Genomic DNA, 15,420 nt, shown 5'->3' on the forward strand with positions numbered 1-15,420 from the left:
AGTTTCCTTTCCTGTTACTATTAAAAACTTTTCATAGTAATTAAGGTAATTAATTATAAAAAACAACAAACAGATGAATCAACCATTAGCATATGTTCATCCTGGCGCAAAAATCGCCAAAAATGTAGTTATCGAACCCTTTACAACCATCCACAACAATGTGGTCATTGGGGATGGTACCTGGATAGGTTCTAATGTAACCATTATGGAAGGAGCAAGAATTGGTAAAAACTGTAATATTTTTCCAGGAGCGGTAATCTCTGCGATTCCTCAGGATTTAAAATTTGGTGGTGAAGACTCATTGGCTATCATTGGTGATAATTGTACCATCAGAGAGTGTGTTACTATCAACAGAGGTACAAATGCTTCCGGACAGACTGTTATAGGAAACAATTGTTTAATTATGGCAGCTGCTCATATTGCTCATGACTGTGTAGTAGGAGATAATGCTATTATTGTAAATGGAGTTCTTTTAGGAGGACACGTAATTGTGGGTAAATATGCTGTATTAGGTGGTTTAGCCGCAGTTCACCAGTTTATTAATATTGGAGATCATGCCATGGTTTCCGGAGGATCATTAATTCGTAAAGATGTTCCCCCTTATACAAAAGCGGCCAAAGAGCCACTATCTTATGTAGGTATTAATTCTGTGGGATTAAGAAGAAGAGGTTTTGCAACCGAAAAAATCAGAGAAATTCAGGATATTTACAGAATTTTATATCAAAAAAATTACAATACCACTCAGGCAGTTGGAATAATTGAAGCTGAAATGGAAGCTACTCCGGAAAGGGATGAAATTATCGATTTTATTAGAAATTCATCTCGCGGTATTATGAAAGGTTATTCTGGAAATTACTAAAAGAGAATAGAAAAAAGAAGAAAAAGAAAAGACCAAAAAAAAAATATTTTGTCTTTTAAATAATAAATTAAGATTTTAGAACTAATCTAAAATCTACAATCTTAAATCATATATAAAATGGCATCTACATCAGATATTAGAAACGGACTTTGTATTAAATACAACCACGATATTTATAAAATTATCGAATTTTTACATGTTAAACCAGGTAAAGGACCTGCTTTTGTACGAACAAAATTAAAGAGTTTAACCACCGGAAAAGTTTTGGATAATACTTTTTCAGCAGGACATAAAATTGATGATGTTCGTGTAGAAACGCATACATATCAGTATTTGTATGCTGAAGGAGATCAGTTTCATTTCATGAATAATGAATCTTTCGAGCAAATTACTTTGAATAAAAGTATTCTTGATAATCCGGATTTATTAAAAGAAGGAACAAATGTTATGGTGCAAATTAATACCGAAACAGATTTGCCTTTATCAGTAGATATGCCGGCTTCAATTATTCTTGAAGTAACTTATGCTGAACCGGGAGTAAAAGGAAATACAGCTACAAATGCTACAAAATCTGCCACTGTTGAAACTGGTGCTACTGTGAATGTTCCTTTATTTATTAACGAAGGAGATAAAATTAAAATTGATACAGCCTCAGGTTCTTATATGGAACGTGTAAAAGAGTAGTCTGTTAAAGATTAAAATACAAATTTATTTTAAGCTTTAAGTTGGCAATAGCATTTTTCAATCTTTACATTAATTTATGAAATTTACAAGATCATATTCTTTAATAGAAATAGCAAGTTTACTTAATTGTGAATTTGTGGGTGATGAAAACTTTGAAGTTTTGGGCATGAATGAAATTCATGTGGTAGAGCAGGGGGATATTGTTTTTGTAGATCATCCTAAATATTATGACAAAGCTTTAAATTCTGCTGCAACTATTGTTTTAATTAATAAAAAAGTAGCTTGCCCGGAAGGAAAAGCACTTCTTATTTCAGATGATCCGTTTAGAGATTTCAATAAGCTAACCAATCATTTCAGACCTTTCCGGTCTTCGGGAGCTGCAATTTCTCCAACAGCAATCATTGGTGAAGGAACGGTTATTCAGCCTAATTCTTTTATAGGAAATAATGTTGTTATCGGGAAAAATTGCTTGATTCATTCGAATGTTTCTATTTACGATAATACCGTTATCGGTGATAATGTCATTATTCATGCAGGAACCATTCTTGGTGCTGATGCTTTTTATTATAAAAAACGTCCGGAAGGTTTTGATCAGTTGCTTTCAGGTGGTCGTGTTGTTATTAAAGACAATGTTGGTATTGGTGCACTTTGTACTATTGATAAAGGAGTTACCGGTGATACCACTATTGGCGAAGGTACTAAAATAGACAATCAGGTGCATGTAGGGCATGATACTGTTATTGGAAAAAAATGTTTGATTGCATCACAAACAGGAATTGCAGGTTGTGTAATTATCGAAGATGAAGTAACACTTTGGGGACAGGTAGGAATAACTAGTAGTGTTACTATTGGTGAAAAAACAGTCTTATTGGCTCAGGCCGGAGTAACTAAATCTTTAGCGGGTAATAAAGTTTATAATGGAAATCCTGCACAAGAGTCAAGAGCATTTTTGAAACAAATGGCTAATATTAAGAAGATTCCTGAAATCCTGGATGAAATCGAATCTATAAAAAAAGAAAAAATTAATTATTGAATTTGTTTAAAAAAGGAATATTTTGTGTCGGAGTTAACAAAAGAATGTAATTACTAACTTTTTTTTGATAATAAAAAAGCCTGAAATAATTTCGAAAACCCTATTTTTGCATCACAAATTTAAAAATCATATAAAATATATATCATGAGTGTTTTAGTTAACAAAGATTCTAAAATAATTGTTCAAGGATTTACAGGAAGTGAAGGTACTTTTCACGCTTCTCAAATGATTGAATACGGGACAAACGTTGTAGGTGGTGTAACTCCGGGAAAAGGTGGTTCAACTCACTTAGATCTTCCTGTTTTTAATACTGTTAAAGATGCTGTTGAGCAAGCAGGTGCTGATACTTCTATTATTTTTGTACCACCGGCTTTTGCTGCTGATGCAATTATGGAAGCTGCTGATGCAGGAATTAAAGTAATTATTGCTATTACAGAAGGAATTCCTGTTGCAGATATGATTAATGCTAACAACTACGTTAAAGAAAGAAACGCCAGATTGATTGGTCCTAACTGTCCGGGTGTTATTACTCCGGGTGAAGCTAAAGTTGGTATTATGCCAGGTTTTGTTTTCAAAAAAGGAACTATCGGTATCGTTTCTAAATCAGGAACTTTAACTTATGAAGCTGCTGACCAAGTTGTAAAACAAGGATTAGGAATCACTACTGCAATTGGTATTGGTGGAGATCCAATCATTGGAACAACTACTAAAGAAGCAGTTGAATTGTTGATGAATGATCCTGAAACAGAAGCAATCATTATGATTGGGGAAATAGGTGGACAATTAGAAGCTGATGCTGCTAAATGGATTAAAGCTGATGGTAACCGTAAGCCTGTAATTGGTTTCATCGCCGGAGAAACTGCTCCTGCTGGTAGAACTATGGGACATGCCGGTGCTATTGTTGGAGGTTCTGACGATACTGCTGCTGCTAAAAAACAAATCATGAGAGACAACGGAATTCACGTTGTTGATTCACCAGCTGAAATTGGTAAAAAAGTAAAAGAAGTTTTAGGTTAATCTCTAAAACCGAATTTTAAATAAATTAAGCCTCACATTTGTGGGGCTTTTTTAGTATAAAACAGAATTAAAGAAATACATTTGCACGCAATTAAAATCAGGCGTACTGATTTAGTATAAAATAATTAAAAAATTAATAATTGGTTTCCAATGACTGGCATTCTGATCAGTCCTTTTTTTAGAAATCAATTCAAAAGAAAATAGTATGTATAAGGAATTAGAAGGTTTCAAAGTAAAAAATCAGTTTTCATTAACAATCGAAGATAGCCTGGAAGAAGTATGTAATGCTACTGAAGGCTCCGGAGTATTTTTAGTTTTTGATGTAGCTGAAGAAAAAGAATTAATCATGGTAGGTTCTACAGGAACCGTACAAAATGATGGCTCTTTGAAAACCAAAAATGGTGGATTGTATGACAAAATTGTAAACGGTCATCAATTTGCTAAAACAGGAAGAAAATATTCCTGGCCTGCACAAATGAAAAAAGAAGATATCAGCCGCTTAGAAGTGGTTTGGTACGAAACCTATAACGAAGATGAAAAAGTAATTCCTACTTTTGTTGAAGCACAGGTTTTACAAAACTTTTTAAGTGAAAATGCAAAGTTGCCTAGATGGAATGTTGCTTTCTAGTTCATTTTCAACACAATAAAAGAGTGTTTTTAAAAGCCTTGCTTCGGTAAGGCTTTTTTTATAGCATAAATTTTATAAAACAGCTAAATCGTTTATATTTGTAACTCAATTTAGTTAATAAACTTATATCACAATATGAAATTACTTGAAGGAAAGGTAGCTATTATTACAGGCGCAAGTCGCGGAATTGGTAGAGGAATTGCAGAAGTTTTTGCAAAAAATGGTGCCGATGTGGCTTTTACTTACAGCTCATCTACTGAATCAGCTTTAGCCTTAGAAAATGAATTAAATGCTTTAGGTATTAAAGCTAAAGGTTATAAATCAAATGCAGCTGATTTTGAAGAAGCGCAAACTTTAGTAGATACTGTTTTAGCTGATTTTGGTACAGTAGATATTTTAATCAACAATGCCGGAATCACTAAAGACAATCTTTTAATGCGTATGTCAGAAGCTGATTTTGATCAGGTAATTGATGTGAATTTGAAATCGGTTTTTAATATGACTAAAGCCATTCAAAAAACATTCTTGAAAAAACGTGCTGGTTCTATCATCAACATTAGTTCAGTAGTAGGGGTTTCTGGAAATGCAGGACAAACTAACTATGCTGCTTCAAAGGCTGGTGCTATTGGATTTACAAAATCGGTAGCTTTAGAGTTAGGTTCACGTAATATTCGTTGCAATGCTATTGCACCAGGATTTATTGAAACTGAAATGACAGCTAAATTAAGCGAAGATGTCGTAAAAGGATGGAGAGAAGGAATTCCGTTGAAACGTGGAGGAACTACTGAAGACGTTGCAAATGCTTGTTTGTTCTTAGCTTCAGACATGAGTGCTTATGTTACAGGACAAGTATTAAATGTTTGCGGAGGAATGCTAACATAAATCATATTCAAAGATTTAATGATTTAAGAATTTAAAGATTTTTTATATTCGTAAATGTTTAAAATTTTTAAATTATTTAATTTTTCAATCTTTAAATTAATAAAAATAAATGACAACAAACACCATTCTACTTATTATTCTTTCTGTAATAGTAGCTGCTGGTTTGTCATACTTTCAATATTATTATAAAGCCAGGAGTAAATCTAAAATTAATTTACTCTTGGCTTTTTTACGTTTTTCAGCCATTTTTGGACTGCTGTTATTGTTGATAAATCCAATCATTACAAGTAATACTACTGTGGTTGAAAAACCAACACTTGCTCTAGTTGTTGATAATTCCAGTTCTGTTGCTTATTTAAAATCGGATAAGCTGGCAACTGAATTGTATTCAAAAATTGCAGCTAATGCGGATTTAAAGGAAAAATACACCATTCAATCGTTTCAGTTCGATTCGGATTTTTTGCCTTTTCAGCAATTGAATTTTAAAGGAACGCAAACACATATAGATGCAGTAGCCAAAGATTTAAAAGCAATTAATAAAAACAGTACATTTCCAACGGTTTTAATTAGCGATGGGAACCAAACGTCAGGAAATGATTATGTGTATAGTTTTGATACTTCTAATAAAGTTTTTCCCATTATTTTAGGAGATACGACTCAGGTTTTAGATTTAAAAATCAACCAACTGAATGTCAATAAATATGCTTTTCTAAAAAATCAATTTCCGGTTGAAGTTTTTTTGCAATATTCGGGAACAAAAAGTATAACTGCTGATTTTCAAATTTCGCAAGGAAATTCGGTTTTAAGTAAACAAAAAGTAAGTTTCTCTCCAACTAAAAATACGGCGGTTGTTAATGTGCTTTTAACAGCCAATAAAATAGGGTCGCAGTTGTATAAAGCAACTTTGATTTCGACTGAAAAAGAAAAAAACAGCTACAACAATACTAAGAATTTTGCCGTTGAAGTTTTAGATCAAAAATCTACTGTGGCTATTGTTTCTGCCATAAATCATCCGGATATTGCTGCATTTAAAAGAGCAATTGAATCTAATGCACAACGTAAAGTAGTTGTTGTTAACCCAAAACAAATCAATCAATTAACGGATTATAATGTTTTGGTTTTATATCAACCTACAGCGGAGTTTAAAGTTGTTTTTGATTCGAATAAATTAGTCAAAACCAATACTTTTATCATTACAGGAACGCATACTGATTTTAATTTTTTAAACCAGCAGCAGAACAATTTAGAGTTTAAAATGACTTCTCAAAAAGAAGATTATTTAGCTGCATTTAATTCACAATTCAATCTCTTTGCTATTGATGATATTGGTTTTGAAAATTTTCCTCCTTTACAAAATCCGTATGGAAAAATTAATGTAAAAGGGAATGCATCGGTGTTACTTTCTTCTAAAATTAGAAATATTGATACTCAGGCTCCGTTGCTGGCATTTAGTGAAAATCAGGGAACTCGTGCTGCATATTTATTGGGTGAAAACAGTTGGAAATGGCGTTTAGAAAGTCACAATCAAAATGATTCTTTTGAAAAATATGATATTTTTATTGATAAAATTATTCAATTTTTAACTTCTAATACTGCTAAGAAATCATTAGTAGTTCATCACGAAAGTTTTTACAACTCAGGAGAAGCTATCGAAATTACAGCCCAATATTTTAATAAAAACTACGAGTTTGACGAAAAGGCTCATCTGACCATTATACTTGTTAATTCGAAAACCAAAGCCTCAAAAAGTTATGATTTATTAAAAGGTAATAATGCTTACAAAGTAAATCTTGACGGTTTATCGGCTGGGAGTTATAATTTTACGGTAAAAGAATTGAATTCAAAAGCAAGTTATTCCAGTCGTTTTGAAATATTAGATTTTGATATCGAAAATCAATTTGTAAATCCAGATGTTGTTCGATTAAAACAATTAGCTAGTTTAACACAGGGAAAAGTCTATTTTCCTAATCAAGTTGATAGTTTAATTCAGTCGCTTTTAGAAGATGAAAATTATAAAACTATCGAAAAAACAAGCAGTAGCCGTTCGCCTTTAGTGGATTGGAAGTGGTTACTGGTCTTAATTTGCAGCTTTTTTGCAATTGAATGGTTTGTTAGAAAATACCATGGTTTACTATAAATTTAATAGAAGTATTAGCTCTTGAAAAAACAAACAAAACTTTTTCCTGAAAACGGAATCTTTAATTTAGAAAAACACAGCAGAACACAGCAAATTATCTTTGTATGCTTGTTATTAATATGTTTGACAGGTTATATAACACCACCCATTGCTTTGTTGTTAGGATTGCTTGTGGCTAATATTTCCGGGCATCCCTGGTTGCATTTGAATCATAAAATTATTCACGTTTTATTGCAGGTTTCGGTTGTAGGATTGGGTTTTGGAATGAATGTTACTAATGCTTTATTGTCCAGTAAACAAGGATTTATGTTAACTGTGGCTACTTTGTTTAGTACCATTTTAATTGGAGTGTTTTTAGGAAAATGGTTCAAAACAGATAAAAAAATTACTCACTTGATTTCTTGCGGAACAGCCATTTGCGGTGGAAGTGCCATTGCAGCTATTACGCCGGTAATTCAATCAGATGAAAAACAAACCTCAGTTGCTTTAGGAGTTATTTTTATTCTGAATTCTATAGCCTTGTTTTTGTTTCCGGCTATTGGACATTATTTAAATCTTTCTCAGGAGCATTTTGGATTGTGGTGTGCTTTATCCATTCACGATACGAGTTCGGTGGTAGGAGCGGCTAATAAATACGGTGCTGTGGCTTTACAAATAGCTACTACGGTAAAATTAGCTCGTGCTTTATGGATTATTCCAATTGTATTGCTTACCAGTATATTGTTTAAAAACAAAGCCAGTAAGATAAAAATCCCTTATTTTATTGGATTTTTCATACTGGCTATGATTGTAAATACTTATGTTCCGCAAATAAAAATTGTAAGTCCGTATATCGTGGCTGTTGCTAAAGTGGGACTTACGGTAACCTTATTTTTTATTGGTTCCGGATTGAGTAGTTCTGTTTTACTAGCGGTTGGAATCAAACCTTTGATTCAAGGAATCTTATTATGGGGCTTTATCGCAACTTTATCTTTAATGGCTATTTTGTATTTTAATTAGAAAACACAAAATTATACGTCCATAATAAGTAATCAGGTAACTCTCATGGTTTTTAATATTTTCTAAACATTTAGTTAAATTAAAAATTTGTTTGTAATGTTTTTATCTCTTATATTTGCGCAACAAAATACGAATACAAAATTATAATGTTATCAAATCAATTGCATCATCATCATTCACATTATTGCTCTCAGGCGATGTGTTAATGGTATGCGTGTAAGTCATCATATTAATAAACCCGTTTGAGTACATCAAACGGGTTTTTCATTGTGTGTTAAGTCCTTTGTACTCAAACACATTCAATAAAACATAAAAAAACAAAACAATGAGTACGTTAAAAATTGCAATTCAAAAATCAGGAAGACTAAACGAAGACAGTATCCAAATTCTTAAAGATGCGGGGATTTCTATCAACAATGGTATTGATCAGTTAAAAGCTGAAGCGTCTAATTTTCCATTAGAAGTTTTGTATTTAAGAAACTCCGATATTCCTCAATATTTGATTGATGGAGTAGTAGATATCGCTATTGTAGGTGATAATTTATTGGTTGAAAAAGGAAAAAACATTGAAGTTATTCAAAAATTAGGTTTTTCTAAATGTAAAGTTTCAATCGCTGTACCTAAAACATTTCAGTACAATTCTATCCAGGATTTAGAAGGTTTGCGTGTAGCAACTTCGTATCCAAATACGGTAATTGATTTCTGTAAGTCAAAAGGAGTAACAGTTGATATTCACCAAATTTCTGGTTCGGTAGAAATTGCGCCAAACATTGGTCTGGCCGATGCCATTGTAGATATCGTTTCCAGCGGAAGTACGTTGTTTAAAAACAATTTGAAAGAAGTCGAAGTAATCTTTAAAAGTGAAGCAGTTTTAGCGGTTTCTCCAAAAGTTTCTGCTGATTCTCAAAAAATAATTGATACCTTAAAATTCAGAATCGAATCGGTATTAAGAGCGCGTAAATCAAAATATATTTTGATGAATGTTCCAAACGATAAAATTGAAGCGGTAAGCAGTATTCTTCCCGTTTTAAAAAGCGCTACAGTTATGCCATTAGCCCAAGAAGGATGGAGTAGTGTGCACACTGTGATTGACAAAGATACTTTCTGGGAAGTGATTGACCAATTGAAAGCAGCCGGTGCCGAAGGAATTTTGGTTTGCCCAATTGAGAAAATGGTACTTTAATTAAGTTGTAAGTTGTAAGGTTGAAGTATTAAGTGAGAAATTAATTTTTAAATCTTTCAATTTTTCAATCATTTAATTAAAAAAATAATGAACAAAATATACAATCCAACACCTGATACCTGGACTTCTATTTTAGAAAGACCAACCAAAACGGTAAATGATATTGAAGGAACAGTAAAAGAAATATTTGCTGCCGTTCAAAAAGAGGGAGATGTGGCTGTAGCCAAATATACGACGCAATTTGATGGCGTTTCTTTTGAAAATATCGAAGTAACAGCTACTGAAATTGAAGTCGCTGTGGCTAGTTTGTCAAACGATTTAAAAGAAGCGATTGCTTTGGCGAAAGCCAATGTAGAGACTTTTCATAAAGCGCAAAAAACAACCCGAGTTTCTGTAGAAACTGCTCAAGGAGTACAATGCTGGCAGGAAAAAAGACCAATTCAAAAAGTAGGTTTATACATTCCTGGCGGAACTGCTCCTTTATTTTCTACGGTATTAATGCTAGCTGTTCCTGCTAAAATTGCAGGTTGTAGCGAAATTGTTTTGTGTTCACCACCGGATAAAAACGGAAATATCAATCCTGCTATTTTGTATGCTGCCAATTTGTGCGGTGTGACTAAAATCATCAAAGTTGGAGGGATCCAAGCGATTGCCGGAATGACTTTTGGAACACAAGCAATTCCTAAAGTGTATAAAATTTTTGGACCTGGAAACCAATATGTGACGGTAGCCAAACAATTAGCAACCCAATTTGGTGTCGCTATTGACATGCCTGCTGGACCATCTGAATTGTTAGTTGTAGCCGATGATACTGCGGTTCCTGCTTTTGTAGCTTCAGATTTGTTAAGCCAAGCAGAACACGGAACGGATAGTCAGGTAATTTTAGTTTCGACTTCCAAAGCGATGATGGATGCTGTTGAAAACGAAATCCAATCCCAATTAGAAGTGTTGCCAAGAAAAAACATTGCCGAAAAAGCCATTGCTAATTCTAAGTTGATATACGTTGAAAATGATGCTATTGCATTGGATTTAATCAATGAATATGGTCCGGAGCACTTTATTGTTTGCACGGCCACTAACGATTTGTATGTTGATGGAATCCAGAATGCTGGTTCGGTTTTTATAGGGAATTATACGCCTGAAAGTGCTGGTGATTACGCTTCAGGAACCAATCATACGTTGCCAACGAATGGTTATGCTAAAAATTACAGCGGTGTCAATCTGGATAGCTTTATGAAATCAATGACCTTCCAGAAAATTTCTGAAACAGGAATTAAAAACATCGGAAGCGCTATTGAAATCATGGCAGAAGCCGAAGGTTTACAGGCGCATAAGAATGCGGTAACGTTGAGATTGAAAAGTTTAGAATAAGAAGCAAGAGACAAGAAGCGAGAAGAAAGAGAAGAAAAATATAGATTTCGTTTAGAAGTCTTTGTTCTTGCTTCTTTCCTCTTTTCTCTAAAAATGAAAAAAAAATGAAAAATTTCGATATAAATAATTTAGTTCGTGCGAATGTTAAGGTGTTGAAGCCTTATTCATCTGCGCGTGATGAGTTTGAAGATTTTGATACTGCCAATATGGTTTTCCTGGATGCCAATGAAAATCCTTATCAAAACGGGGTCAATCGTTATCCTGATCCACAGCAAAACAGTGTAAAAGCAGTTTTGGCAAAAAACAAAGGTTTGAATACCAACCAAATTTTACTAGGAAACGGAAGCGATGAAGTACTGGATTTGTTGTTTAGAGCTTTTTGTGAGCCTAAAGAAGACAATGTCATTTCTTTGCCGCCTACTTATGGAATGTATGGGGTGCTGGCAAACATCAACAATGTAGAGCACAAAGAAATTGTACTTTCAGAAAGTTTCCAACCGAGAGTAGAAGCTATTCTAGAAGCGGTTACTCCAAACACAAAAATCATCTTTTTGTGTTCACCAAATAACCCAACAGGAAATTCATTTACCGAAGAAAGTGTAACAACATTATTAGAAAAATTCAATGGTTTTGTCGTAATTGACGAAGCTTATATTGATTTTTCGGATAAGGCAAGCTGGTTAGCAAAATTAGACCTATATCCTAATTTAATCATTACACAAACGCTTTCTAAAGCTTATGGATTAGCAGGAATTCGTTTGGGAATTTGTTATGGTTCTCCAGAAGTGATTGCGGTGTTGAATAAAATCAAACCACCGTATAACGTTAACGAATTGACGCAACAAAGAGCTTTGGAAAGGTTAAAAGATCAAAATAAAATTGATAATGAAATCACTTCAATTATAGCTCAAAGAGATTCTTTACTTAAAGTGTTGAATGAATTGTCGTTTGTGGAGAAAATTTATCCTTCTGAAGCTAATTTTATTTTAGCAAAAGTAGATGATGCTAACAAACGTTATGATGAATTGATTGGGAAAGGAATTGTGATTCGTAACAGAACAACGCAACCACTTTGTGAAAATTGCTTACGTTTTACTATTGGAACAGAAGATGAAAATAAGAAGTTGATGGAGGCATTGTTAAACGTTTAATATTTATATAAATAATATTCTACAAATGGAAGACGAAGATATTAAAAAGTTGAAACGTATTTTAGAATATAATGGCAGGAGAGATTTATCTGAACTTTTTATTAATTCTATTTCATATTTAGATCAAACAAACACTTTCGGGAGTAGATGGAATTCATGGATTTGTTATTTAGAAATCAAATCTCCACTTAAAAATCAAGTGTTAATTGATAAACTTTCAGACGAAGACAAAAAAGTAATTTTTGATGCAGTCTTACAAATTTATCCAAGTAGAAATAATGAACCAGAAATAGTAGAGATAATTTATTTACCTAATTTTGAACAATCTGAAGATGAAACAATTGATACAAAAGAGTTAGATAGAATTTCATTTGAATATATTCGTGATCAAATTAAAAAATGCAATAAAAAAATTATAGAAGAAGATTTTGAAGGTTCGATAACTAATGCCAGAACATTAATTGAATCAATATGTTTATTTATTATTGAATCAAAAAATGGATATAAATATGACTATGATGGGAATTTGTTAAGACTGTATAAAAAAACATCTGAAATATTAAATATGTCTCCTCAAAAGCATGATAATGAAAGTTTAAAACAAATACTTTCAGGTATCATTAGCATTATTAATGGTGTTACAGGTTTAAGAAATTCGCATAGTGATTCTCATGGAAGTGGACCATTAAAAAAAGAATATAAAATTGATCAAAGACACGCTGTTTTAACTGTCAATGTAGCAAAAACTATTTCAGAATATTTGTTTTTGAGTTTTGAAAAGACAACATCTGCATAAAAATATAAAAAAATAAACCTTGAATGAGGTGTAATAATATAATATAAATGAAAAAAGTACTTTTTATAGATCGTGATGGAACGATTGTTTTAGAACCGGAAGGATACCAATTAGACAGTTTGGAAAAATTAGAGTTTTATCCAAAAGCATTTCAATATTTGGCTAAAATTGCTGCCGAATTGGATTATGAATTGGCAATGGTAACTAATCAGGATGGTTTAGGAACGGATTCTTTTCCGGAAGATACTTTTTGGCCAACACAGGATTTTATCTTGAAGGCATTTCAAAACGAGGGGGTGTTATTTGATGATATTTTTATCGATCGTTCTTTTCCGGAAGACAATGCGCCAACTCGTAAACCTAGAACAGGAATGTTGACAAAATACATTGACAATCCCAACTACGATTTGGCAAACTCATTTGTACTAGGAGACCGTTTGACAGATGTGGAATTAGCGAAGAATTTAGGAGCAAAAGCCATTTTTTTAAATACCACTGACGGAGTAGGAAGTACTGAAATCAGTGCTAAAAGAGAAGAATTAGATGTTGTTATTGCGTTACAATCTACCGATTGGAAACAGATATATGAGTTCTTGAAATTAGAGGCACGCACCGCTTCGATTACCAGAAAAACACACGAAACTGATATTTATATCAAGTTGAATTTGGACGGAACAGGAAAAAGCAACATCGATACCGGAATTGCCTTTTTTGACCATATGTTGGACCAAATTTCGCGTCATGGTCAAATGGACCTAGACATTAAAGTAAAAGGAGATTTAGAAGTTGACGAACACCACACTATTGAAGATACAGCGATTGCTTTAGGTGAAGTTTACGCTAAGGCTTTAGGAAATAAATTAGGAATTGAGCGTTACGGATTTTGTTTACCAATGGACGATTGTTTAGCGCAAGTAGCGATTGATTTTGGTGGTAGAAACTGGTTAATTTGGGAAACGGAATTTAAACGTGAAATGGTAGGAAAGATGCCAACAGAGATGTTTTTCCATTTTTTTAAATCGTTTTCTGATGGAGCCAAAGCCAACATCAACATCAAAGCCGAAGGCGATAATGAACATCACAAAATTGAGGCGATTTTTAAAGCTTTTGCGAAAGCGATAAAAGTAGCGGTAAAACGTGATACGGAAAAAATGATTTTGCCAAGCACGAAAGGGATGCTTTAAAAGTTTATGGTTGTCGGTTGATAGTTGTTGGCTATCAATGGACAACGGACAACTAACAATAAAAAAAATGAAAATAGTTATCATAAATTACGGAGCAGGAAACATTCAGAGCATTATTTTTGCCATCGAGAGATTGGGCTATAAAGCTGTTTTGAGTAATGATCCAGCCGAAATCAAAGCTGCGGATAAAGTGATTTTTCCAGGAGTGGGAGAAGCTAGTTACGCTATGAAAATGCTAAAGGAAAGCGGTCTAAACACTTTGATTCCAACATTGACGCAACCCGTTTTGGGAATTTGTCTGGGGATGCAATTGATGTGCAAACACACTCAGGAAGGAAACACAGACGGATTGGGGATTTTTGATGTGGATGTAGTTAAGTTTTCTCCAAAAGTGAAAGTACCACAAATGGGATGGAATACCATATACAATCTAAAATCGGGATTGTTTAAGGATGTAGCTGAAAACGAATACATGTATTTGGTACACAGTTTTTATGCGCCATTATGTGCTGAAACCATTGCTACGACTGATTATGAGATGGCTTATTCATCGGCTTTAGAGAATAAAAATTTCTTTGGAACACAATTCCACCCGGAAAAAAGTGGTGATGTAGGAGAGAAAATTTTAGCAAATTTTCTTGAATTGAAAAATTGAATGATTGAAAAATTGAATGATTGAAAAATTGAATGATTGAAAAATTAAAAGATTGAGTTTCGTTAATTACAAATCTTTAAATTAAAAAATAAATGAGAATAATACCAGCTATAGACATCATCGACGGAAAATGTGTTCGTTTATCCAAAGGGGATTACAGTACCAAAATTATATACAACGAAAATCCGTTGGAGGTTGCCAAAGAATTTGAAGCACACGGAATCGAATATTTACATTTGGTAGATTTAGACGGAGCAAAATCAAGTCGAATTGTAAATCATAAAATTTTAGAACAAATTGCGACGCAAACTAGTTTAAAAATTGATTTTGGTGGTGGACTAAAAGCAGATGCTGATTTGAAAATTGCTTTCGAAAGTGGAGCAAACCAAATTACCGGCGGTAGTATAGCTGTAAAAAACCGTGAAGTTTTTGAACAATGGATTTCTAAATTTGGTGCCGATAAAATTATTTTAGGCGCCGATGCAAATAACGAAAAAGTAGCGGTTTCAGGATGGTTAGAAGAATCTAAAGAAGAATTAGTACCTTTTATTCAAAATTATCAGTCTAAAGGAATTGAATATGTAATTTGTACGGATATTGCCAAAGACGGAATGCTGGAAGGTCCAAGTTTTGATTTATATGCTAAAATCCTAGCGCAAGCTAAAGGTTTAAAATTAATCGCTTCTGGTGGAATTTCGACTTTTGATGAATTGCCTAAATTAGCCGAAATTGGTTGCGAAGGAACAATTATCGGAAAAGCGATTTACGAAGGAAGAATTTCGTTGAAACAATTGGAACAATATATAATAGGTTAATAGTTGATAGTTGTCGGTTGATAGTT

General features: G+C 33.2%; 15 protein-coding genes. All 15 read left to right on the forward strand.

Annotation, left to right across the window (positions count from 1 at the left end):
- Nucleotides 1–73: 73 nt before the first annotated feature.
- Nucleotides 74–859 (forward strand): acyl-ACP--UDP-N-acetylglucosamine O-acyltransferase, encoded by a 786-nt coding sequence (gene lpxA / locus ABS764_RS01850; protein ID WP_408079377.1) that lies wholly within the window; start codon nt 74–76, stop codon nt 857–859.
- Between the two features lie 117 nt (nt 860–976).
- Nucleotides 977–1,543 carry an elongation factor P gene (efp, locus tag ABS764_RS01855; RefSeq protein WP_408079379.1) on the forward strand — a complete coding sequence of 189 codons (567 nt, stop codon included), beginning with the start codon at nt 977–979 and terminating at the stop codon, nt 1,541–1,543.
- A 76-nt stretch (nt 1,544–1,619) separates the two neighbouring features.
- A complete protein-coding gene (locus ABS764_RS01860) occupies nt 1,620–2,576 on the forward strand; it encodes a UDP-3-O-(3-hydroxymyristoyl)glucosamine N-acyltransferase (protein WP_408079381.1) in 957 nt (318 codons plus the stop codon).
- 144 nt (nt 2,577–2,720) lie between these two features.
- Complete coding sequence (gene sucD, locus ABS764_RS01865; RefSeq protein ID WP_408079383.1) at nt 2,721–3,593, forward strand: succinate--CoA ligase subunit alpha; 873 nt, start codon at nt 2,721–2,723, stop codon at nt 3,591–3,593.
- Between the two features lie 205 nt (nt 3,594–3,798).
- Nucleotides 3,799–4,221: a hypothetical protein gene (locus tag ABS764_RS01870; RefSeq protein WP_408079385.1), complete on the forward strand. Its 423-nt coding sequence runs from the start codon at nt 3,799–3,801 to the stop codon at nt 4,219–4,221.
- 135 nt (nt 4,222–4,356) lie between these two features.
- Nucleotides 4,357–5,103 (forward strand): 3-oxoacyl-[acyl-carrier-protein] reductase, encoded by a 747-nt coding sequence (gene fabG / locus ABS764_RS01875; RefSeq protein ID WP_408079387.1) that lies wholly within the window; start codon nt 4,357–4,359, stop codon nt 5,101–5,103.
- Nucleotides 5,104–5,212: 109 nt separating this feature from the next.
- Complete coding sequence (locus ABS764_RS01880; RefSeq protein ID WP_408079389.1) at nt 5,213–7,240, forward strand: hypothetical protein; 2,028 nt, start codon at nt 5,213–5,215, stop codon at nt 7,238–7,240.
- Between the two features lie 21 nt (nt 7,241–7,261).
- Nucleotides 7,262–8,239 (forward strand): YeiH family protein, encoded by a 978-nt coding sequence (locus tag ABS764_RS01885; protein WP_456264498.1) that lies wholly within the window; start codon nt 7,262–7,264, stop codon nt 8,237–8,239.
- Nucleotides 8,240–8,564: 325 nt separating this feature from the next.
- Nucleotides 8,565–9,422 (forward strand): ATP phosphoribosyltransferase, encoded by an 858-nt coding sequence (gene hisG / locus ABS764_RS01890; RefSeq protein ID WP_408079391.1) that lies wholly within the window; start codon nt 8,565–8,567, stop codon nt 9,420–9,422.
- Nucleotides 9,423–9,509: 87 nt separating this feature from the next.
- A complete protein-coding gene (gene hisD / locus ABS764_RS01895; RefSeq protein WP_408079393.1) occupies nt 9,510–10,793 on the forward strand; it encodes a histidinol dehydrogenase in 1,284 nt (427 codons plus the stop codon).
- A 104-nt stretch (nt 10,794–10,897) separates the two neighbouring features.
- A complete protein-coding gene (gene hisC / locus ABS764_RS01900; protein ID WP_408079395.1) occupies nt 10,898–11,944 on the forward strand; it encodes a histidinol-phosphate transaminase in 1,047 nt (348 codons plus the stop codon).
- 25 nt (nt 11,945–11,969) lie between these two features.
- The gene (locus ABS764_RS01905; protein ID WP_408079397.1) at nt 11,970–12,740 is read left to right on the forward strand and encodes an abortive infection family protein; all 771 of its coding nucleotides are present in this window, start codon (nt 11,970–11,972) and stop codon (nt 12,738–12,740) included.
- A gap of 47 nt (nt 12,741–12,787) precedes the next feature.
- The gene (hisB, locus tag ABS764_RS01910) at nt 12,788–13,924 is read left to right on the forward strand and encodes a bifunctional histidinol-phosphatase/imidazoleglycerol-phosphate dehydratase HisB (protein ID WP_408079399.1); all 1,137 of its coding nucleotides are present in this window, start codon (nt 12,788–12,790) and stop codon (nt 13,922–13,924) included.
- Nucleotides 13,925–13,991: 67 nt separating this feature from the next.
- Nucleotides 13,992–14,579, forward strand: coding sequence for an imidazole glycerol phosphate synthase subunit HisH (gene hisH / locus ABS764_RS01915; RefSeq protein WP_408079401.1), 588 nt, complete (start codon nt 13,992–13,994; stop codon nt 14,577–14,579).
- Between the two features lie 92 nt (nt 14,580–14,671).
- A complete protein-coding gene (hisA, locus tag ABS764_RS01920) occupies nt 14,672–15,394 on the forward strand; it encodes a 1-(5-phosphoribosyl)-5-[(5-phosphoribosylamino)methylideneamino]imidazole-4-carboxamide isomerase (RefSeq protein WP_408079403.1) in 723 nt (240 codons plus the stop codon).
- Nucleotides 15,395–15,420 lie beyond the last annotated feature (26 nt).

It is taken from the genome of Flavobacterium plantiphilum, assembly GCF_046000495.1.
Lineage (GTDB): Bacteria > Bacteroidota > Bacteroidia > Flavobacteriales > Flavobacteriaceae > Flavobacterium > Flavobacterium plantiphilum.

What these genes read in the sequence shown, in the direction of transcription:
- hisH (WP_408079401.1), top strand. Translation starts at nt 13,992, where the DNA reads ATGAAAATAGTTATCATAAATTACGGAGCAGGAAACATTCAGAGCATT.
- hisD (WP_408079393.1), top strand. Translation starts at nt 9,510, where the DNA reads ATGAACAAAATATACAATCCAACACCTGATACCTGGACTTCTATTTTA.
- efp (WP_408079379.1), top strand. Translation starts at nt 977, where the DNA reads ATGGCATCTACATCAGATATTAGAAACGGACTTTGTATTAAATACAAC.
- ABS764_RS01870 (WP_408079385.1), top strand. Translation starts at nt 3,799, where the DNA reads ATGTATAAGGAATTAGAAGGTTTCAAAGTAAAAAATCAGTTTTCATTA.
- ABS764_RS01905 (WP_408079397.1), top strand. Translation starts at nt 11,970, where the DNA reads ATGGAAGACGAAGATATTAAAAAGTTGAAACGTATTTTAGAATATAAT.
- hisC (WP_408079395.1), top strand. Translation starts at nt 10,898, where the DNA reads ATGAAAAATTTCGATATAAATAATTTAGTTCGTGCGAATGTTAAGGTG.
- ABS764_RS01860 (WP_408079381.1), top strand. Translation starts at nt 1,620, where the DNA reads ATGAAATTTACAAGATCATATTCTTTAATAGAAATAGCAAGTTTACTT.
- hisG (WP_408079391.1), top strand. Translation starts at nt 8,565, where the DNA reads ATGAGTACGTTAAAAATTGCAATTCAAAAATCAGGAAGACTAAACGAA.
- hisB (WP_408079399.1), top strand. Translation starts at nt 12,788, where the DNA reads ATGAAAAAAGTACTTTTTATAGATCGTGATGGAACGATTGTTTTAGAA.
- sucD (WP_408079383.1), top strand. Translation starts at nt 2,721, where the DNA reads ATGAGTGTTTTAGTTAACAAAGATTCTAAAATAATTGTTCAAGGATTT.
- ABS764_RS01880 (WP_408079389.1), top strand. Translation starts at nt 5,213, where the DNA reads ATGACAACAAACACCATTCTACTTATTATTCTTTCTGTAATAGTAGCT.
- hisA (WP_408079403.1), top strand. Translation starts at nt 14,672, where the DNA reads ATGAGAATAATACCAGCTATAGACATCATCGACGGAAAATGTGTTCGT.
- fabG (WP_408079387.1), top strand. Translation starts at nt 4,357, where the DNA reads ATGAAATTACTTGAAGGAAAGGTAGCTATTATTACAGGCGCAAGTCGC.
- lpxA (WP_408079377.1), top strand. Translation starts at nt 74, where the DNA reads ATGAATCAACCATTAGCATATGTTCATCCTGGCGCAAAAATCGCCAAA.